Annotated in this window: 18 protein-coding genes; 5 read left to right on the top strand and 13 right to left on the bottom strand. The window is 65.3% G+C overall.

The features are described 5' to 3' along the window. Positions 1–11: 11 nt before the first annotated feature. The 8 genes from SFB74_RS14740 to SFB74_RS14705 all read right to left on the bottom strand — a co-directional run bounded on the left by SFB74_RS14740 (position 12) and on the right by SFB74_RS14705 (position 7566). A complete protein-coding gene (locus tag SFB74_RS14740) occupies positions 12–596 on the bottom strand; it encodes a hypothetical protein (RefSeq protein ID WP_432731524.1) in 585 nt (194 codons plus the stop codon). 251 nt (positions 597–847) lie between these two features. Then, a complete protein-coding gene (locus SFB74_RS14735) occupies positions 848–1078 on the bottom strand; it encodes a hypothetical protein (RefSeq protein ID WP_019653008.1) in 231 nt (76 codons plus the stop codon). Next, the gene (locus tag SFB74_RS14730) at positions 1065–1427 is read right to left on the bottom strand and encodes a hypothetical protein (RefSeq protein ID WP_432731522.1); all 363 of its coding nucleotides are present in this window, start codon (positions 1425–1427) and stop codon (positions 1065–1067) included. The genes SFB74_RS14735 and SFB74_RS14730 overlap by 14 nt, the downstream gene beginning before the upstream one ends. Before the next feature lie 26 nt (positions 1428–1453). Then, positions 1454–2386 (bottom strand): DUF6999 family protein, encoded by a 933-nt coding sequence (locus tag SFB74_RS14725; protein ID WP_432731521.1) that lies wholly within the window; start codon positions 2384–2386, stop codon positions 1454–1456. Continuing rightward, positions 2370–4286, bottom strand: coding sequence for an iron-containing redox enzyme family protein (locus tag SFB74_RS14720; RefSeq protein WP_432731520.1), 1917 nt, complete (start codon positions 4284–4286; stop codon positions 2370–2372). Before SFB74_RS14720 ends, SFB74_RS14725 begins: the two co-directional genes overlap by 17 nt. A gap of 3 nt (positions 4287–4289) precedes the next feature. Then, positions 4290–5225, bottom strand: coding sequence for a fatty acid desaturase family protein (locus SFB74_RS14715; protein ID WP_432731519.1), 936 nt, complete (start codon positions 5223–5225; stop codon positions 4290–4292). After that, on the bottom strand, positions 5209–5979 hold the full coding sequence (locus SFB74_RS14710; protein ID WP_432731518.1) for a sterol desaturase family protein: 771 nt from the start codon (positions 5977–5979) through the stop codon (positions 5209–5211). Before SFB74_RS14710 ends, SFB74_RS14715 begins: the two co-directional genes overlap by 17 nt. A 9-nt stretch (positions 5980–5988) precedes the next feature. Continuing rightward, positions 5989–7566: a phospholipase D family protein gene (locus SFB74_RS14705; RefSeq protein ID WP_432731517.1), complete on the bottom strand. Its 1578-nt coding sequence runs from the start codon at positions 7564–7566 to the stop codon at positions 5989–5991. Positions 7567–7720: 154 nt separating this feature from the next. Between SFB74_RS14705 and SFB74_RS14700 the strand changes: the two genes are divergently transcribed. Beyond that, entirely contained in the window at positions 7721–8272 is a 552-nt protein-coding gene (locus SFB74_RS14700; RefSeq protein WP_432731516.1) for a peroxiredoxin, read from the top strand. A 50-nt stretch (positions 8273–8322) separates the two neighbouring features. On the opposite strand, the gene SFB74_RS14695 is transcribed toward SFB74_RS14700, so the two are convergent. The 3 genes from SFB74_RS14695 to SFB74_RS14685 form a co-directional block, all read right to left on the bottom strand. Next, positions 8323–9750: an HlyD family type I secretion periplasmic adaptor subunit gene (locus tag SFB74_RS14695; RefSeq protein ID WP_432731515.1), complete on the bottom strand. Its 1428-nt coding sequence runs from the start codon at positions 9748–9750 to the stop codon at positions 8323–8325. Further along, positions 9747–12155 (bottom strand): peptidase domain-containing ABC transporter, encoded by a 2409-nt coding sequence (locus tag SFB74_RS14690; RefSeq protein ID WP_432731514.1) that lies wholly within the window; start codon positions 12153–12155, stop codon positions 9747–9749. The genes SFB74_RS14695 and SFB74_RS14690 overlap by 4 nt, the downstream gene beginning before the upstream one ends. Before the next feature lie 73 nt (positions 12156–12228). Continuing rightward, the gene (locus SFB74_RS14685) at positions 12229–13740 is read right to left on the bottom strand and encodes a DUF4214 domain-containing protein (RefSeq protein ID WP_432731513.1); all 1512 of its coding nucleotides are present in this window, start codon (positions 13738–13740) and stop codon (positions 12229–12231) included. 324 nt (positions 13741–14064) lie between these two features. Between SFB74_RS14685 and SFB74_RS14680 the strand changes: the two genes are divergently transcribed. Continuing rightward, on the top strand, positions 14065–15498 hold the full coding sequence (locus SFB74_RS14680) for an aldehyde dehydrogenase family protein (protein ID WP_432731512.1): 1434 nt from the start codon (positions 14065–14067) through the stop codon (positions 15496–15498). 24 nt (positions 15499–15522) lie between these two features. On the opposite strand, the gene SFB74_RS14675 is transcribed toward SFB74_RS14680, so the two are convergent. Further along, a complete protein-coding gene (locus SFB74_RS14675; RefSeq protein WP_432731511.1) occupies positions 15523–16443 on the bottom strand; it encodes a ZIP family metal transporter in 921 nt (306 codons plus the stop codon). A 10-nt stretch (positions 16444–16453) separates the two neighbouring features. Continuing rightward, positions 16454–17089: a superoxide dismutase gene (locus SFB74_RS14670; RefSeq protein WP_432731509.1), complete on the bottom strand. Its 636-nt coding sequence runs from the start codon at positions 17087–17089 to the stop codon at positions 16454–16456. A 196-nt stretch (positions 17090–17285) separates the two neighbouring features. On the opposite strand from SFB74_RS14670, the gene SFB74_RS14665 reads away from it, so the two are divergent. The 3 genes from SFB74_RS14665 (at position 17286) to mobA (ending at position 19974) form a co-directional block, all read left to right on the top strand. Then, positions 17286–17981, top strand: a complete 696-nt coding sequence (locus SFB74_RS14665; protein ID WP_432731508.1) for a hypothetical protein — start codon at positions 17286–17288, stop codon at positions 17979–17981. Between the two features lie 182 nt (positions 17982–18163). Further along, complete coding sequence (gene moaA / locus SFB74_RS14660; RefSeq protein ID WP_432731507.1) at positions 18164–19321, top strand: GTP 3',8-cyclase MoaA; 1158 nt, start codon at positions 18164–18166, stop codon at positions 19319–19321. A gap of 14 nt (positions 19322–19335) precedes the next feature. Continuing rightward, positions 19336–19974 carry a molybdenum cofactor guanylyltransferase MobA gene (gene mobA, locus SFB74_RS14655; RefSeq protein ID WP_432731506.1) on the top strand — a complete coding sequence of 213 codons (639 nt, stop codon included), beginning with the start codon at positions 19336–19338 and terminating at the stop codon, positions 19972–19974. Position 19975: the final 1 nt, after the last annotated feature.

The raw sequence follows: 19975 nt of genomic DNA, 5'->3' as shown, positions 1-19975 counted from the left end.
CGCTCAATCGCTCAGAAGAAGGTGGCGCGGGTGGTCGTGTTGCCACCGGCCTGCTGGTGCTCGGGGCGCATCTGCAGATCGTGCAGGGTGTCGAAGTCGGACGGAGCATCCGGCACCCGCATCACCACTTCCAGCTCGTGCATCGACGCGACCCAGCGGCCGGCCGGCGATTCGGCCGGTTCGTCGTTGGCGAACACGCCATCGCGGATGTAGAGGGTTTCGCCTTCCGGGCGCTCGGCATGCAGCTCGATCAGGCGCGCGATCGAGAAGTTGTACGTCACGAGCTTCTCGCGCGTCTTGCGGTCCTTGCCGCCGCAGTTGAACGAGCCCTCGGCGGCGATGACGATGCAGGAGCCGTCCACGCCGTCCATCTCGATCTCGTTGCCCGAGCGCCAGATGGCGTTGGGCAGGCGCACGCGCACCTTGTCGATGACGAGGTCGCGCTGCTTGTTGAGGCTGCCCAGCGGCGGCACCAGCGAGCGCAACTGGCGCAGGCGCTCGGCGAAGTTGTCGTCCATCAGGAATTCAACGTGGTGCGTAGCGCTGCCGGAGGAGCGCTTGACCACCTGCATGACCACGTGGCGCGACTTAGCCATGGCAGGACCCCTTTGCGAAAGTTGAATTCCGTGTCCCGCGTGGGGTGTGGACAGGGTGGCAGCAATTCATTGGAAATCAGCTACTAGTAGAACTTTTGATTACATGCAATTACATGCATCATTTGTGTCCAACTGTATAGCGATTACCAGGAATGTGGAAGGCCATTCCGTGACTTATGCACGAGGAAATGTCGCCTAAATGCCTCCGTGATGTGGTAGCGGGACTTGGCCGTACCAGAGGCAGAAAGCCCTTATTCGAGGGCTTCGTCGAGCGCCTTGCAGGAAGGCGCGCAGACGGTCTGCGACTTGCCCAGCACCTGGCGGGTGCGCAGCTGCGAGCGCACGCGGTGCTTGCCGCACATGAAGCACGACATGGTCGCGCCGCTGAAGGAGGCCGAGGCGCGGAACGGCGAACCCGGCGCCTTCGACTTGTAGCGCAGGCCGTCCGCCACCACTGCCGTCTTCACTTCACCCTTCGCCATGCGTTTTGTCCTTGCTGTTCGGTTCGGCACGGCGCATCGCGCGTGCAATGGCTTCCCGGGCGCTGATTTCGGCCGCCAGGGAAGCGTCCAACGCCGAGCGGCAAAGCCCGGCGTGCTGGTAGTTGAGGTTCTCGTACACCTCGGCCGCGGCCGGATAGGCATCGAGCAGGCGACCGAGTTCGGCGCCCTGCCCGACGTCCTCGAACTCGTGCACGAGGTGTTCGACCACGGAGCGGTACTGCGCTGCACCCACGGGTACGGCGCTGTGCTCGAGCTTTTCCAGCAGTTGCGCCAGCACGTGGGTCACCGCCAGATCGGCCTTGGGAGACGGATTATCGGTCCTGTTCATGGTCACCATCTGGGGGCAGCATACGCCTATGCAAGTGGCTGCTCGTACAGGGTTGCCTCCGGTTGGCCGGTCATTTCTGCTTTCCGGGCCTTTTGCTGCGCCGCCTGCATCCGCTGCAGCAGGCTGTGAAGCATTTCGGTGGACAGCCCGTGGATCACCAGCCGGTGCCCCGCCCGCAGGGTCGACAGCGGCACCAGCGGGTGCTTGTTGTTGACCAGGATCAGGTGCTCCGGCGCGTTCAGGATCGTCGCCGCGTAGATGCCGATGGTCTCGTCCAGCTGCAGGGAGTTGGCCGCGCGCCAGAAATCGTTGTCCGTGAGCATCAGCTGGTAGAGCGGCGTGAAGAGCTCGATGGCGCTTTGCAGGTCCAGGAAGTTCAGCCTGCCCTGCGGCATGTCCTCCAGCCGCAGCCCCGGCTCCCGGATCATCGAGAAATCGACCTTCTCCGCCTTGCACAGTGCCAGCCCCTTGTCGCGCAGCGCGGTGTTGAGCCGGATCACGAAGTTGAAGAGGTTCAGGTCGTGCTTGAGGAACATCTCGTCCTTCAGCGCGTCGATGTCGGCCGGCTCCAGCGGGTTGGTTGCCACCGGCGCCGGCGAATTCCGCCCGATGAAGCCCAGGATCTGCGAGCCCAGGTGAAAGTGCCGCAGGATCAGCCAGTTCGCCTCCGGCGACACGAAGCGCTTCAGCCCCCAGGCCAGCAGCCGGTGCAGCAGGATCGAATGCGACCAGTTGCGCGGCACGAAAACCTTGGCGATCTGGATCAGGATGATCGTCAGCCGCGCGATCGGCCGCAGGAACGGCAGCAGGTACTGCCGCGAGCCCGAGCTCGAATCGGCCAGCCACGCGGCCTTGACGTCATCGGGCAGCGGCGTGCTCTGGTCGAGGTAGAGCGCCAGCCATGGGCTGGGGTCGCGTTCGTCGTGGGCTTGCTTCAGGAATTCAGGCGTTCGATCCATGGGGCATTCGCTGCGTGATGTGTTGGAACTGCATCAGGTATAGCGCGGCCGTGTGTCGCGCTGTCTCGACGATCTGGCCGGCGGCGCGCGCCTGCCCTTCCACGGCCATAACCATCTCGACCGCGGTGAGCCAGCGGCTCAGGTGGTTCTCGTCGTTGTGGCCGTGGTATTCGAGGAAGCGGAAGGCATCCGGCGGCAGCTTCAGGCTGGCCTTGAGCAACGGCAGCAGCGCCGGCACGATGCGCTGCCCCGTGCCCTCGATGATGTAGATCGCCCCCAGCAGGCCGATCGGATCGCGCGTAGCGGCCAGGCCGTGCAGGTAGGCATTGAGCGCCTCGCCGCCAGGGTTTCGGCGCAGCTCCTCGATGTTCTCCACCGTGCCGCCGGCCTTTCGGTAGTCGCTGAAGAGGATGTTGAAGTCGTTCTGCTCCTCGCCCGCGTGCACGCCGATCAGCGAAGCCAGCATCTGGTACGGCTCGCTCAGCGAGGCAGCGCCTTCGCGCATCCACTTGCTGCCCTCGCGCACCTGCGGCACCCATTGCTCCATCCAGTTCAGGTAGTCGGGCACGGCGAAGCGGCGCTCGCGGATCTGTCGGATCAGCGGCGTGCGCCACACGCGCGAACGGTAGTCGTGCCAGATGGCGGCCAGCTCGGTCAGCAGTGCGCCCAGGCCCTCGGGCGCGGCGTCGGGGTCGTGCGGGGGCGCGATCACGAGGTCGTCATCGGGAACCGCCGCCGCGCGCGGCGCCGCCACGACGGGCGCCGCATCGGCCGCCTCCACCTCGAGCAGCATGTACGCCGCCATGAAGCGCCCCGATTCCGGCACGTAGCAGAAGATCTGCTCACCCGGCTTCAACGCCTTGGTGTGCAGGAACTCGGCCAGCATCACGAGGATCGATGCCGCCCCGGTGTTGCCCCGCCAGGCCAGGTTGCTCCACCAGCGCTCGCGCGGGATCGACAGATCGGCCTTGGCCATCAGGTCCTCGACCACCGGGATGAATTTTTCCGACGAGTAGTGGCACAGGAAATGGTCGACCCGCTTCGGATCGACCCAGCCGTCGCGCACCAGCCCCGCGTATTCGTGGATGCCGATGTCGAACAGGTGCGGCAGCAGCCGGATGTCCTGCCGCAGCGACAGCGCACCCGCAGCCTCGGCCTCGGCCCATGAGCCGAAGTCGAGATGGCCGCGCGCGCGGTCTTCGGTGAGCCCCAGCTGCATGCACACCGGGTAGTCGCCCGAGAAGGCACGCTGGTGCACCCATTTCAGCTTCAGGCGCAAGCCGGGCGAGCCCGCCAGGGCCGATGCGCCATCGGACAGCAGCAAGGCCCCCGCGCCATCGGACAGCATCCAGCGCAGGAAGTGCGAGTCGAAATCCGTCTCGTAGCCGCGCGCCGCGAAGCGCGAGCGCTTGAAGAGGCGCGACGGCATCTCGCTGGCCACCGCCATCGCCGAGCGATGCGCGCCCAGCTCGATGCCCTGCGCGGCCGTCTGGATCGCCGACACGCCCGCGGCGCAGATGCCATGCACCGAATGCGTTTCCATGGGCTGCGCCGCCAGCTCGCCCTGGATCATGTTGGCGAAGCCCGGCATCAGCGTGTCGCCACCCGACGAGCCGCTGGCCAGCAGCGACACCCGCGACAGCTCCGCGCCGCCGCGCTGCAGGCAATCGCGGATCGCACCCGCGGCCAGTTGCGCATTGGTGTGCCGCGTCACGCCTTCGGCGTCGATCGCGTAGTGCCGCGTGAGGATGCCGTTCTCCGCCAGGATGCGCCGCTTGATGCGCTCCGACATGCGGTTCAGCGGCGCGATGTACGCGTCCATGCGGTCGTTGGGAATCGGCTCGCCCGGCATGAAGTAGCCGGCGCTTTCTAGGTACACGCGTTGGAATGAGACAGGCATGGTTCAGTGAGTTGATGAATCGCGGGGCATCAGCGGGCGGCTGCGAAAACGCGGCCACACGGCCCCCAGCACGAAGACGCGCACCATGTACGGCACCAGCCCGCCCTCGTTGAGCACGGGGTCCACCTGCGCGCGGTAGTGCGCGCGATGCAGGCGGGTGAGCTCGGACCAGTGGGCATGCGGGTTCTCGTGGTGTGCGGTGTGCAGGCCGATGTTGAACAGCAACGGGTTCACCAGCCCTTCGAAATTGCGGGCGTAGTTCAAACGGCTACCCGCGGTATCGCGCGATGCCCCCCGAGGCGCCCTTCGGCCGTCGGCATGCGCGTGCTGCAGGTAGTTGGTCGCCAGCAGCCAGTGCAGGCCATGCAGCTGCGGCACGATCACGAACAGCAGCGCCTTGCGCCAGTCGATCGCCAGCAGCACCGTCCAGCTCGCCAGCCACACCGCGTACTGCGCCATGCAGTAGCGCCAGGCCCCGCGGCGATGCCGTCGCTGCCGCCCGAGCCATGCGAAGAAAAGCGGCATCAGCACCCACACGGCCTGGAACGGGTGCAGCAGGTATCCCCAGAGGTGGTTGGTATCGCCACCGAAGCGATAGGTACGCGCCACGTCCTTTGGTCCGTGCCGGTGTCGGTGATGGTTGGCCACGTGCGCGGGCCAGAACACGAAGGTCGGGTGGCCCTGCAGCAGCGTGATCCAGAAATCGGTGAGCCTGTTCAGGCGCCGGCTGCGCCACATTCGCAGGTGCACGTGGTTGTGGTGGATCACGCCGACGCCCAGCGTCAGGAACAGCATCAGCCCGTAGAGCAGCACGTCGAAGCCATGGAACCACTGCCACGTCGCCAGCGCCGGCAAGGCGGCGAGGTAGGCGAGGCTCTGCCAGTCGCGCCAATGGCGCAGCAAAGGCAGGCGGCGGCCCGTGTCAGGCCGTGGCGCCATGCTTCTTTCGGAAAGCCTGGAGAACCGGGTCGGCCGCGTCAGCCGCCACGCGCGTACCGAACAGCCGGTCCATGAAGGTGAACTGGAAGCCGTAGTTGCCGTTGTGCACCGCGTGATGCAGATGGTGCCGGCGGCTCGCCGCGAACCAGTGGCTGTACGACACGCCGGTGAAGAAGTCGTAGTTCGAGTGCCCGATGCAATTGAAGAACAGGCTGAACACCGGCACCGCCGCCAGCGACCAGAAGCTGAAATCGTGCACCACCATCGGCAGCAGGATCACGTTGCCAAGCATCAGCGCCTCGATCGGGTGGAAGCTGTAGGTCGACCACGGCGTGGTCACGAACGAGCGGTGGTGCGGCCCGTGGAAGCGTCGCAGCCAGCGCGTGTGCAGCAGCCGGTGGTTGATCCAGAAATGCACGTCGTTCCAGATCGCGAGCACGATGATTTCCACCACGATCTGCCGCCAGCCCGCATCGGGATCGAGCCGCGCCCAGCCCAGCTGCAGCAGCCCCCACGGAAACACCATGCCCAGCCCGAAGATCAGCACCGACACGCCCGATTGCGTGAGCTCGCGCCGAAGCTGCCCGGGCTGCAGCGGCCGCGGGTCGAGCACCCGCCCGACGCCCAGCGCCGGCAGCACGCGCTTCGTCAACAGCCAGGTGGCGGCGCCGAAGCAAAGATAGATCCCGCCGAAGAAAAGCAGGCCCCACAGCATGACCTGCGGGGCGGACAACGAGGTGAAGGTCTGCGCCATCCCCCGAGGCTACAACAGCATCTCGGGGACGATCGGCGCGATCAGCATGTTGTAGAAGCGCTGGAAGAAGCCCGACTCCGGCTCCGAGGTCAGGATCATCTCCTTCTCGCCGTCGTTGGTCAGCCATTGCAGCGTGCCGGTGTCCTTGGCCAGCCGCAGCCGGTAGGAGTTCTGCAGCTTGCTGATGTTGATCACGCGCAGCATCTCGCGCGCCAGCTGCGGGCTGTCGACCACCAGCCCCATCTCGGTGTTCTGGCTGGCCGAGCGCGGATCGAGGTTCATCGAGCCGATGAAGATGCGCGTCTTGTCGATGGCCGCCGTCTTCGCATGCAGCCGCCCGAGCGACTTGCCGAACATGCCGAAGCGCTCGCCCGCGCTGGTGCGCTGCGGACTCAGCTCGTACAGGTCGGCACCGCTTTGCAGCAGCCGCTCGCGATAGCGCGCATAGCCGGTGTGCACCAGCGGCTCGTCGTTGGCCGCCAGCGAGTTTGTCAGCAGCGTGAGCTTCACCTTGCGCCGCGTGAGGTCCTGGAAGGCCTCCATGCCGCGCTCGCCCGGCACCAGGTAGGGAGAGGTCAGGTCGACCTCGCTCTTCGCATCCATGAACAGCGCCCAGACCTTCATCGTGACGCTGGTGGCGATGGCCTCGTCGGCCGTCATGGTCGTGGGCTTGGTCGGCGGATCGGCGATCGCGCGGGCCTCGCCCCACAGCAGGCCCATGCGGCCGGCGTCGAGTTCCTCGGCGATCGGACCGTAGCCGAGGATGTCCGAGGGAGGCAACACGACCTTCGGCGCCGGTGCGGCCATGCCCACCCAGCTGTCGAAATCGGCGCCGGTCGGCTTGCGGCCGCCCTCGCCCGTCACGATGTCGGCGATGGGCCAGACCTGCTCGCTGTTCCAGTAGGCGTCGAAGATCGACTCGAGCTGCGGCACCACCTTGCCGACCACCAGCGCGTCCATGTCGATGAAGTTCTGCGCTTCGCTCAACACGAAATACTCCTCGGCGATGTTGCGTCCTCCAACCACCGCCATCACGCCGTCGGCGATGAAGAGCTTGTTGTGCATTCGGTGGTTGAGCCGCGGAATCTCCCACGGCGAGGCCGCGAAGCGCGACAGGAAGCCGTTGCGCCCGCAGCAGAACGGGTTGAACAGGCGCACGTCGACATTGGGCGTTTCCGACAGCGCCAGCAGCAGCTGCTGGCTCTTGACCGTGTACAGGTCGTCCACCAGCACCCGCACTTTCACGCCGCGCATCGCCGCCTCGCGCAGCGTGCGCAGCAGCAGCCGGCCGACCGGGTCGTTCTCGAGCTGGTAATACTGCACCACCAGCGAGCGCTGCGCCCTCTGGGCGAGCTGGATGCGCGCGTCGAGCGAATACACGCCCAGCGGCATCAGCCTGAATCCGGAATGCTCGTCGGGCGGCGTGGAAGCGGCGGCGATCCTGGCGAGCGTGGTGGCGGGATCGGCGGCGGCCGCGAATTCGGCGGGCCGCTCCCGCGCCGGCGGCAGCGAGCCGCAGGCGCCGAGCATCGCCATCAGGGCACCCGCGAGCGCGATGCGCATAAATGACTGGAGCCAGGCGTTCATGATGATGTTTCCATGAGGTCGTTTTCTTGTGGTTTTCTACCCTTGTGTTCCTGCAGTACGCCGGCCGGTCCGCGCCGGTTTCAGAACCCTTCGGTTCCACTTTTCGGGAGGGCTCCGGCCTAGAATTCGGTTCACTTCGCTGCGGAGTTACATCATGGCCCGTTCGCTCCCCCACCGCATCGCCTGCCTCGCCTTTTTTGCGGCTCTTACGAATACAGCCTGGGCCGCCCTCGACATCGGCGACCCGGTCCCCAAGTTCACCGCCAACGCCGCGCTCGGCGGCAAGACCTTCCGCTACTCGCTGGCCGAGGCGCTCGCCAAAGGCCCGGTGGTCGTGTATTTCTTCCCGGCGGCCGACTCCAACGACTGCTCCATCGAGGCCCACGCCTTCGCCGAAGCCATCGACCAGTTCGCCGCGCTGGGCGCCAGCGTGATCGGCGTTTCGGCGGACGACATAGGTACCCTGTCGAAGTTCTCGGTCAAGTCCTGCCAGAGCCGCTTCCCGGTGGCGTCCGACGAGGGCAAGACCGTGATCCAGGGCTTCGACGCCCTGATGCAAACGCGGCCCGACTTCGCCAATCGCCTGTCGTACGTGATCGCGCCGGACGGCAAGGTTGCGTACTACTACCAGAACCTGAATCCGGACAAGCATGTGGAGCGGATGCTGAATGCGGTGAAGGCGTTGCCGAAGGCCGCAACCAAATAGCGACTTGCCGCTCACCGCCGATCAACCGGCGCGGACTTTCACTGCTTGCACTATCGAACGCGCACGCCCTCGTTCCAGCCCTTCTCGAGCGGGTTCAACACCAGTTGGATCAAGCGCCGCCTGTCGGTCTGGATATCGGCTTGCAAGCTCATGCCGGACTGCAGCGTTTGCGGACGGCCCTTGATCCGGATACTCGCGTCGGGATCGGCGAGCGCAATCTGCACGCGATAGGCAAGGCCGTTCGTTCGTTGCTCCGAATTGCCACCATCGAAGTTGCGATTGCTCGAGCCAGGCGGGCTTGCGCCCACCTGTTTGTCGAGCGCCTGGGGATTCTGGAATTCGGCATCCGCACTGATCCACTTGACGGTTCCCGCGACTGAACCGTATTGAGTGAACGGAAAGCTGTCGAGCTTTACCTCCACAGCTTGGCCGAGCCTCACATAACCAATGTCGTTGTTGCTGAGCAGGACCTCCGCGATCAGCGGGGTATCTTCGGGAACGATCGTCAGAAGCGGCTGGTTGGCCGCAACCGCGCTACCGAGCGTGGCAACCCCGATGCTCTGGACCACTCCGGAAACCGGCGCGCGCAAGGTCTTCAGGCCATTGAGCTGCTGGGCTTTCTCGAATTCAGCCTGAAGGCTCGCACGCTCCCTGCTGGCCTGCTCCACTTCGGCGAGAACCTGTACCTTGCGCTCCTGTTCGACGGAGGCTTGTCGAAAACGCGCCTCCTGAAGCCCGGCCGCGAGTTGTGCCAGCGTCTGGCTCTGGGCGGCCAGGTCATGCTCCAGGCCCACGACTTCCTGCTCCTGCTTGAGCCGCTCGCCCTCGCTGAAGAACCCCTCCTTGACCAGCGCCAGGCTTTGTTGATAGCGCTTCATGGCAAGACCGTGGTTCAGGCGCAGCTTCGTATGAGTGGACTCCGCTGCCTTGAGGGCCTTCGTCTTCTCATCGACCGATGCCCTGGCTTCCGCCAGCTTCGCTTCGAAAGCTGCCTCGCGAGCCTGAATGATCGTGAACTGATCGGACGTCAGCGACGGCGTCGTTCGCCCGGCCCCGCCGGCGACGGGCGGCGGCATGGGCAAATGCAGCCCCTTCATTTCCACCATGAGCCGGGCCAACTGCTGCTGGTTCTGCTGCAACCGCTGCTGGCTACTGGACAGATCTGCCTGGGACAAGGTGGGATCGAGCTCGATCAGGAGGTCGCCCTCTTTCACCCGTTGTCCCTCTCGGACATGGATTGCACGCACGAGCGCCGGCTCGATCGTCTGCAGTACCTTTACCCGGCCGTCGGGAATCAGGCGACCGGGCGCCGTAGCGACTATCTCGATTTCACCGATACAGGCCCAGGCGATGGCACCGAACAGCAATGCAGCCAGGGCCCACATCAGGCCACTTGCAAAGGGGGCCGGCGGCGTCTCCTCGATGCTGAGCGTCGGGCTGTGGAAGGCCTTCTCCCTGGAAGTCAGCGTGCTGCTCACAGCGAGGCCTCCGTTGAGCTTCCATGCCGCTCCGACCAGGCGGAGGGCTGGGTCCTTCGCGCCGTGGGTACGGGTTCCTGTTGCTGCATTGCCCAAAGCCGTGAGAACTCGCCCTGCTGCGCTACCAGTTCTTGCAGCGGTCCCTGCTCCACCACCCGTCCGGCGTCCAGCACGACGATGCGGTTGCAGTGTCGCAAGGTCGAAAGGCGATGGGCAATCATGATCACCGTGCGGCCCCTGCAGATCTGGGCCATATTGGCCTGGATGGCTTGCTCGCTTTCGACATCCAGTGCGCTGGTCGCCTCGTCGAGGATCAGGATCCGCGGGTCACCGGTCAAAGCGCGCGCAATGGCGATGCGCTGGCGCTGACCTCCCGAAAGAAGAGCGCCACGTTCGCCAACCGGCGTCTGGTAACCCTGTGGCAACGCGCTGATGAATTCATGCGCCCCAGCCTGCTGGGCCGCAACAACGATGCGATCGAAGGACAACCCCGGGTGAGCCACGGCGATGTTCTCGGCAATCGTGCCGCTGAACAGGAAGCTGTCCTGCAGAACCACACCGATCTGGCGACGGAGCTGCTGGGGATCGGCGTGTGCGATGTCATGCCCATCGATCAGTATCCGCCCAGCCTCCATGCCATACAGCCGCTGGATGAGCTTGGTCAGCGTCGACTTCCCGCACCCCGAACGCCCTACGATGCCCACTACGTCCCCTGGCTCGAGAATCATGCTGACGTCGCGCAGAACAAGAGGGGCCTCTGCCTGGTAACGAAAGCAGACCGTCTGCAACTCCACTCGCCCCTTCAGCAATGGCATTGCCTGCGCACTGGAACTGCTGGGCTCCGCTTGTGCATTCATGAGGTCGCCCATGCGGTCGACCGAGAGCTTGACCTGCTGAAAATTCTGCCAAAGACCAACGAGGCGCGACACGGGCTGCAGCACCTGTCCCGCAAGCATCTGGAACGCGATCAACGCGCCGACGGTGAGCGCGTTGTCCATCACCAGGGTCGTGCCCACCCAAAGCACGGCCAGCGTCAACATGCGCTGCACCGCCTGCGAAATGCTCTGTGCAGCATTTCCCAGCTTGCTGACATCGAATCCTGCGGCGACCTGCCGGGCAGCAAGCAACTCCCACTTCCGTTGCCACATCGGCGCCAGCGCCAGGCTCTTCAGCGTGTGAATGCCGTGGATGCTTTCGACCATGAAGCTTCCGGCCTCGGCGCTGCGATCAAATTTGGTCTGCAGCGCACGCGCAAAAATCGGCTGTGCTACCAAGGTAACCAAGGCCAGGATCGGCAAGCCCACGAGCGTCACGATCGTGAGCTTGATGCTGTACAGCAGCATCACCGCGATGAAAATGAAGATGAACAAGCCGTCGACGAGTGTCGTCAGAGCACCGCCCGTGAAGAATCCGCGAATGTTTTCCAATTCGCGCGTCCGCGCGAGCGTGTCGCCAGCCTGCCGTTGCTCGAAGTAATGGATAGGCAGGCTCATCAGATGCCGGAAAAGGTCGCTCGACAACCCCGCATCCAGGCGCGCCGACGTATGCGCCAGCATGTAGCCGCGCAGCGTATTGGTGACTGCCTCGAACACGATCAGTCCGGCCATCCCGATACCGAGCACATGCAGGGTGGAAAGGCTCTTGTGCATCAGCACCTTGTCGATGATGACCTGGCTGAAGAGCGGAGTGGCCAACGCGACCAGCTGCAGCAGAAATGCGCCGAGCAGCACCTGTCCCAGCGACTTGCGGTAGCGCCAGAGAATGGGGACAAACCAGCCCAACCCGAAACGCCTCTTCGGGCCTCCATCGGCCTGCCCGAGGCGCAACGGCTGGTGGAACCGGAGTGTCGAAAGCACTCCGTTGCTGCCGTGCTGCTGCAGCAGAACTTCAGCCGAGACCCATTTGAACGCCGAGCTTTCAGGCATCCACAGGAGCAGCTCCTGCACGGCTTGCGGCGATTTCAGTCCGCCGGACTGCCCTCCAGGAGTTGGCGCGGCAGGGCGTACTTCGCGACGAGCCACAACGGTGACTACACCTCCGTCGGGACCGACGATCAGACAAGGGATTTCCAACGCATCCGCACCACTCGGGGATCTTTGGAGTAGCCACTTGCGAGGCCGATGCATGTCGACCTCCAGCTTCTTCGAGCGCAGCCCCAGGTGGTGCGCCGCACGCTGAAGATCCTCGAGCCGGATGGGGCTGTCGGGCCGCCACCCCATGGCCTGGCCCAACGCCTGAATGCTCATCTCGAGGGAGAAGAACGCAATCACAGGCTGCAAGGCAGAGAAGCCTTGGCGCGCGGGAAAAGACGCCGACTCAGCGTGAGCCGGCGAATCCGGACCGATCAACTCCCCCGAGACCTGCAATCGGCTCGTTCGTTCTTTTCCGTTTGCCTCTTGCTGCAAGACCGTCCAAACTCTTTTTTCAATACGAGCGCGGTCTTTCGGTATGAATGCCGGAAGAACCGCGCGCTATCCGTCATGCAGTCAACTGGATGGTGGTCTGCGAAAGCTGCGCCAGCGTGGCGTGATGGAACGTGATGCTCTGGCTGCCATCCGAAAAGATCACGTTCTGGCCGTTCTGCGTCATATGACTCAGCACGTCTGCCGTACTGCCATAGCTGAATCCGGAGAATCGCAAGATATCGACGTTCTCGAGACCGTAGATCTGATCGTTGCCAGGTTTACGAAAATCGAACGTGAAGGTGTCCGCGCCGCGTCCCCCGATCAGGGTATTGTTCCCCGTGCCGCCTTGCAGTTCATCGCTCCAGCTTCCGAACCTGTTCGCCATGTAGCTCGCGTGAGCGGGCGCCGTGTTCGTGATGAATTCGTTCGACCTCGAGAAACCCACCACCACGTCCGCACGGTTCGCACCGCGATTAAGGGCGTCGACCCAACCTGCGAGGCCACCTTGGTCAGGCTCACGGCCCAGCACATTCCGGTAGAGCAATGTTGCGAACTGGGTGTTGTCCAGCGAGCCGTAGACCTTCTGGAACTCCGAAGACTTCATGAATCCGTCCGCCACCGTCTGGATATTGGTCGCTTCGGTGTCCAGCAAATTGACCCACCCGACAAATCCACCGCTATCTGGCTCGCGGTTCAGGATTGCCTTGTAGAGGCGATAGACCTCGCCCTGATGGTCGGCGCTGAAACGCGACGTCATGAACGCATCAACATCAAGGGAAGTGTTGTTCTTGAACTCACCCGACTCGGAGAACCCGAGCAAGACCTCGGAGCGTGCAGCACCCGCGTTGAGTGACCGGAGCCAGGAAGCGAGTCCGCCAGCGTCCGGGGCACGCCCCAGGACGTTCTGGTACATGCGCGTGACGAACTGAGTGTTGTCCAGTCCGGCATAAGTATTCTGGAACTCAGAGGACTGAGCGAAAGCTGCGGCAACCGTCTTGAGGCTTGCTCCGCTCTTGATTGAGCCGACCCAGCCTTGCAGCCCACCAACGTCGGGTTCACGTGCAAACGCTGCCTGATAAAGGCGATAAACGCTGCCGTGAATGAAATTGCCGAACCCGGAGATGCCGTCGCCACCATCGATCGTGTCGTTGCCGTCATCGCCCATCAGCAGATCGTTGCCCCAGCCGCCAGTAATCTTGTCGTCTCCGCCCAGGCCAGACAGCAATACCGAACTCGTGGCGCCGGCGGCCGTAAGCGTGTCGTTGAAGTTCGAACCAGCAACCGCGTAGATCTGCGACAGCATGTCCTGGTCACCCCAACCGTCGGTTGCGATGCCCGTACGCAGATTCACGGTTACGCCTTTGGGATCCAGGCTGTAGCTTGCAATGACGACGCCGGTGTTGTTGCCGGTGATCATGTCATTGCCAGGACCGCCCCAGATGACGTCGTCACCTTCATCACTGAAAAGAATGTCGTTACCCGCACCGCCGTCGATGAAATCGTTTCCAGCGCCTCCATGAATGATGTCACTCGTGTCCGTACCGACCAAGGTGTCGTTTCCGGCGGTGCCATTGAGTATCGCCACAGTGTTTTCCTTTCAGTGGAGCCAGTCCTCGCCACATCGCCCTCTACTCCTGATGCGGCTGGCCAGCAATCCGGTTTTTGTCAAAGATTTGAGAGGCCAAGCGCTTGGCCGGCGGCTATCGTATCCGGTTGTATCGACTCCTTTGCGGCGGCCAAGACACGCAAACAAGAACTTTTTGCACAAGTTTCCCGATTCCTTTCAATCCTCCAAAAGAATTAACACTTAGGGATTCATTTCTGATGTATCCATATTCACGACAGCGCATCGAGTTGCCATCCGCCGCTTGACCACGGGTTTCGCATGCATCGCGCAAAATCCAGCCCCATGCAGCTCAACTACATCGCCAACGCGGACGTTCCGTCCTCCTCCGGCCGCACCCTGCCGGTCATCGACCCCTCCGACGGCCAGCCCTTCGACGAAATCCAGCGCAGCAACGCCGCCGACATCGACTCCGCCGTGCGCGCCGCGCGCGACTGCTTCGAGGGTGTCTGGCACAAGGTCAGCGCCGCCGACCGCGGCCGCCTGCTTTTCAAGCTCTCGCAGAAGATCGCCGAGCATGTCGACGAGCTCGCGCTGATCGAGCAGCGCGACTGCGGCAAGCCCGTCAAGCAGGCCCGCGCCGACGCCGTGGCGCTGGTGCGCTACTTCGAGTTCTACGCCGGCGCCTGCGACAAGCTGCACGGCGAGACCATTCCATACCAGGACGGCTACAGCGTCTTCACCTGGCGCGAGCCGCACGGCGTGACCGGCCACATCATTCCCTGGAACTACCCGATGCAGATCTTCGGGCGCAGCGTGGGCGGCGCCCTGGCGGCGGGCAATGTGTGCGTGGTGAAGCCGGCGGAAGACGCCTGCCTTTCGCTGATCCGCGTGGCGCAGCTGGCGGCCGAGGTCGGCTTTCCCGCCGGCGCGCTGAACATCGTGACCGGCTACGGCCACGAGGTGGGCGACGCACTCGCCCGGCATGCCGGCATCGACCACATCAGCTTCACCGGCAGCCCGAAGATCGGCACGCTGATCCAGCAGGTGGCGGCCGAGCGGCATTGCCCCGTCACGCTGGAGCTGGGCGGCAAGAGCCCGCAGATCATCTTCGCGGATGCCGACCTGGACGCGGCCATTCCAGTGGTGATCAACGCCATCGTGCAGAACGCCGGCCAGACCTGTTCGGCCGGTTCGCGGGTGCTGATCCAGCGCGACATCTACGAACCGCTGCTCGAACGCCTGGGCCATGCCTTCGAGGCCCTGCGCGTGGGCCCCGCAGCCATGGACCTCGACGTGGGTCCGCTGATCCGCCAGACGCAGCAGCAGCGCGTTTGGGACTTCCTGAGCGACGCGCAGCACGCCGGCATCCCGATGGTGGCGCAGGGCATCGTGGTCGAGGAAGCGCCCGAGACCGGCTTCTACCAGGCCCCCACCCTGCTGCGCGACGTTCCGGTGGACCACCGCCTCGCGCAGGAAGAAGTGTTCGGCCCGGTGCTGGCCGCGATGCAGTTCGCCGATGAAGACGAAGCCGTGGCGCTGGCCAACGCAACGCACTTTGGCCTGGTGGCCGGCGTGTGGACGGCAGACGGCGCGCGCCAGTTCCGCATGGCCAAGCGCGTGAAGAGCGGACAGGTGTTCATCAACAACTACGGCGCCGGCGGCGGCGTCGAGCTGCCCTTCGGCGGCGTGAAGTCTTCAGGCTATGGCCGGGAGAAGGGCTTCGAGGCCCTGTACGGTTTCACCACACTGAAAACCGTCGCCGTCAAGCACGGCTGATGCCGATATGCCGCGCGGGGCGCGTCAGCCTAGCGCGGTGTCCAGCAGCATCATCAACACGAAGCCGATCATCAGCCCGCTGGTGGCGAAAGCTTCGTGCCCCTTGCGGTGCGACTCGGGAATGATCTCGTGGCTGATCACGAAGAGCATTGCGCCCGCCGCGAAGCCCAGCCCCCAGGGCAGCAGCATCGCCGAGTGGCCGACGACGGCTGCGCCCAGCACGGCGCCCAGCGGCTCCACAAGCCCCGAGAGCATGCCGATCAGCACCGCGAACACGCGGCTGTAGCCGGCGGCCAGCAGCGCCACCGCAACCACCAGCCCCTCGGGCACGTCCTGGATCGCGATGCCGGTGGCCAGCGCGTCGGCGCGCAGGCCGTTGTTGGCCGCGTAGCCCACGCCGATGGCCAGGCCCTCAGGCACGTTGTGCAGCGCGATCGCGAACACGAAGAGCCAGGTGCGGCGCAGTTGCTTGGCAACGTTGCCTTCGCGGCCCTTGATGAAGTGCTCGTGCGGCAGCACACGGTCCATCACCATCAAGGCAATGCCGCCGAGCAGGATGGCGGAGCCGATCACCCCACCCGCGGCCCAGCTTCCGCCGCCGAAGGTGCCGGCGTTCTTCGCGGCTTCCAGGCCCGGAATGATCAGCGAGAAGGCGCTGGCCGCGAGCATCACGCCCGCGCCGAAGCCGAACAGCGTGTCCTGCAGCCGATCGGGAAGCTTCTGCGAGAACAGCACGGGCAGCGTGCCGAGCGCGGTAGCCAGCGCGGCGACCGAACCGCCGAGCAAGGCGTTCCACACCAGCGGGTCGGATCGCACGAACTGCCAGAACTGCAGGGTGCCCACCAGCACGCCTGCCGCGACGATGGCGAAGCCGACCCGTTCGCGCATCGGGCGGGCCGGTTTCGACTGCCGGCCGGCCGTCGTCACCTGCTGCGGCTCGTTCATGGATTGCTCCTCAGCCGCCGGTCGCGGCAGCGTGGCGCCGGGCCACTTCGGCCCAGTTCACGACGTTGTAGAAAGCCGCGATGTATTCGGGGCGGCGGTTCTGGTACTTGAGGTAGTAGGCGTGCTCCCACACGTCGAGCCCGAGGATCGGCGTGTTGCCCGAGCCGATGCCGCGCATCAGCGGGCTGTCCTGGTTGCCGCTGCTCTCCACCGTGAGCTTGCCGCCGGGGCCCACCGACAGCCATGCCCAGCCGCTGCCGAAGCGCGTGAGGGCGGCCTTGGTGAAAGCCTCCTTGAAGGCATCGAAGCCACCCAGGTCGGCGTCGATGGCCTTGGCCAGCGCACCAGCGGGCACCCCGCCGCCACCCTGGCCGACGGGGGCCATCACGGTCCAGAACAGGGTGTGGTTCGCATGGCCGCCGCCGTTGTTGCGCACCGGCGCGCGCAGCGCCTCGGGCAGTTGCTCGAGGCTGGCGATCAGCTCTTCGACCGGCGTTCCCTCGTGCGGCGTGTCTTTCAGCGCCGCATTGAGGTTGTTCACATAGGTCTGGTGGTGCTTGCCATGGTGGATTTCCATCGTCTGCGCGTCGATGTGGGGTTCGAGCGCATCGAAGGCATAGGGCAAGGCTGGGAGGGTGTGCGGCACGGTCGGGAAGCTCCTTGATTGGAAGAGCCCTTTGCGTCGTCGACGTGCTGCGTATTCAGGCGTTCAAATGATAGGAATTCTCATTGTCTACGTCAAGACATAGTCGATTCGAATGGCGGAAATCGGCCATTCGCGGAAGCTTCCGGCAACGATCGATACACTGCCCTGCAGCATGTTTTCCGGGAGATCTCCAACGATGAAGCTCGCACGATCCATCCTTCTTCCCTTCGCACTGCTCCTTGGCGCCGGCCTCGCCGTCGCGGAGACCGCCACGCCGCCGGCCGGCGACTACATCTACGAAGGCGGCAGCGGCTCGCTGCGCATCAAGCCGAACGGGCACTTCGATATCACCACCATCGGCGCCAACGCCCACACCTGCGCCCTCGACGGCAGCATCGTGCGCGGCAAGGCCAAGCTCGACGACACCGGGTGCGTGGTGAACTTCGCGGCCAATGCCGACAAGGTGCAGATCACGACCAACGGCTCGGACCAATGCCGCGGCTACTGCGGCATGCGCGCCGATTTCGAGGGCGCCTACATCCGCCCCGCCCCCTCCTGCACCGACAAGGCCGTGGCCGGCTCGCGCAAGACCTTCAAGCGCCAGTACGACGCGAAGGACTACGCGGCCGCCCAGACCACCCTCTCGCCCGTGCTCTCGGACTGCGACAGGACGCTCGACTGGATCACCAAGGCCTGGCTGCGCAACGACCTCGCGCTCACGCAGTACAAGCTCAACGACCGCGCCGCCTGCCTCAAGACGCTGCAGCCGCTGGCCGAGGACGCCGCCCGCACCGACGACGGCATCAAGGAAAACTACCCGCCGGCCGACGCCGAGATCTTCCTGCCGGTGGTCCGCGCCACGCGCACGAACCTGAAGCTCTGCCGCGGATAGCGCCAGGAGACGAAACCATGAGGGCGGGATGTTCGCGGTGCCGGTGCTCCAATCGACGCAATTCAGGCCACGACATTGCAGAACATTGACCCGGGACATGATTTATGCGGCGGTGATCAAGTAGCCTGTGTTCCGCAGGCCCTTGGGGCCTGGCGCAAAATCGGGCCCCGCCTCACGAAGCCATGAAGAACAGCAGCAGCACCGTCATTCCGATCTCCAGCATCGGCCGCGCACGCCCCGTCGTGGCCGTGCCAGAGGTCGCCGTGCCCGCCACGGGCATGCTGCTCGACCGGCTGGGCCGGCCCCTGACCGACCTGCGCATCAGCGTGACCGATCGCTGCAACTTCCGCTGCAGCTACTGCATGCCCAAGGACGTGTTCGACAAGGACTACAAGTACCTGCCGCACAGCGCGCTGCTGAGCTTCGAGGAAATGACGCGGCTGGCCCGGCTGTTCGCCGCGCACGGCGTGCGCAAGATCCGGCTGACCGGCGGCGAGCCGCTGCTGCGCAAGAACATCGAGGGCCTGATCGAGCAGCTCGCCGAAATCCGCACGCCCACGGGCGAACCGCTGGCGCTGACGCTGACCACCAACGGCTCGCTGCTCGCGCGCAAGGCCGCCCGGCTGCACGCCGCCGGCCTGCAGCGCGTGACGGTGAGCCTGGACAGCCTCGACGACACCGTGTTCCGCCACATGAACGACGTCGACTTCCCGGTGGCCGACGTGCTCGCCGGCATCGACGCGGCGCTGGCCGCGGGCCTGGGGCCCGTCAAGGTCAACATGGTGGTCAAGCGCGGCACCAACGAGCAGGAGATCCTGCCGATGGCGCGCTACTTCCGCACCCACCACGGCGGCAAGGTGGTGCTGCGCTTCATCGAATACATGGACGTGGGCGCCACCAACGGCTGGCGCATGGACGAAGTGCTGCCGTCGGCGGAGGTCATCGCGCGCATCCACGCCGAATTCCCGCTGGTGCCGCTGGGAGCCACCTCGCCCGGCGAAACCGCCCGGCGCTGGGCGTACGCCGACGGCGGCGGCGAGATCGGCGTCATCAGCAGCGTCACCCAGGCCTTCTGCCACGACTGCAGCCGCGCGCGGCTGTCCACCGAGGGCAAGCTGTACCTGTGCCTTTTCGCGAGCGCGGGCCACGACCTGCGCCCGCTGCTGCGCGGCAACGCCAGCGACGAAGACATCGCCTCGGCCATCGGCCATATCTGGCAGGGCCGCGCCGACCGCTACTCCGAGCTGCGCTCCCTGCGCGGCCCCGACGGCGACAGCAGCAGCGGCGACGCGGGCTCCAAGGGCCAGCGCCGCGTCGAGATGAGCTACATCGGCGGATGAGGCAGGCGCCCGCCATGCCCGCGCACGCCAGCATCGCGTCCGCCGACATCACGGGGCTTGTGCTGGCCGGCGGTCGCGGTTCGCGCATGGGCGGCGTCGACAAGGGCCTGCAACCGTTCAACGGCGCGCCGCTGGCGCTGCATGCGATGCGGCGGCTTGCGCCGCAGGTCGGCACGCTCATGGTCAATGCCAACCGCAACCTCGCCGAATACGAAGCCTTCGGCGCGCCAGTGTGGCCCGACAGCCTCGCGGACTACCCCGGCCCGCTGGCGGGCTTCCTGACCGGGCTGGAGTACTGCGCCACGCCCTGGCTGCTGACCGTGCCCTGCGACACGCCCCTCTTCCCGCCCGATCTCGCCGCCCGCCTCGCCGAAGCCGCGGTGGCCGGCCAGGCCGATATCGCCATGGCCGTCGCGCCCGAGCCCTCCGAAGACGGCGGCACGGCGCTGCGCCCCCAGCCCGTCTTCTGCCTGCTGCGCGCCGGCCTGCGCGACAGCCTGCTTCGCTACACCACGGCCGGCGGCCGCAAGGTCCACACGTGGATCGCGCAGCACCGCGCGGTGCAGGTGCCCTTCGACCGCCCCGGCGACGCGCCCGACGCGTTCTTCAACGCCAACACGCTGGCCGAACTGCACGCCCTCGAAAACCGATGAG

The sequence above is a fragment of the Variovorax xiamenensis genome (assembly GCF_050916385.1).
GTDB lineage: Bacteria > Pseudomonadota > Gammaproteobacteria > Burkholderiales > Burkholderiaceae_C > Variovorax.
The sequence above is the reverse complement of the archived record's forward strand: the minus strand, read 5'-3'. Positions and strand labels throughout refer to the sequence as shown.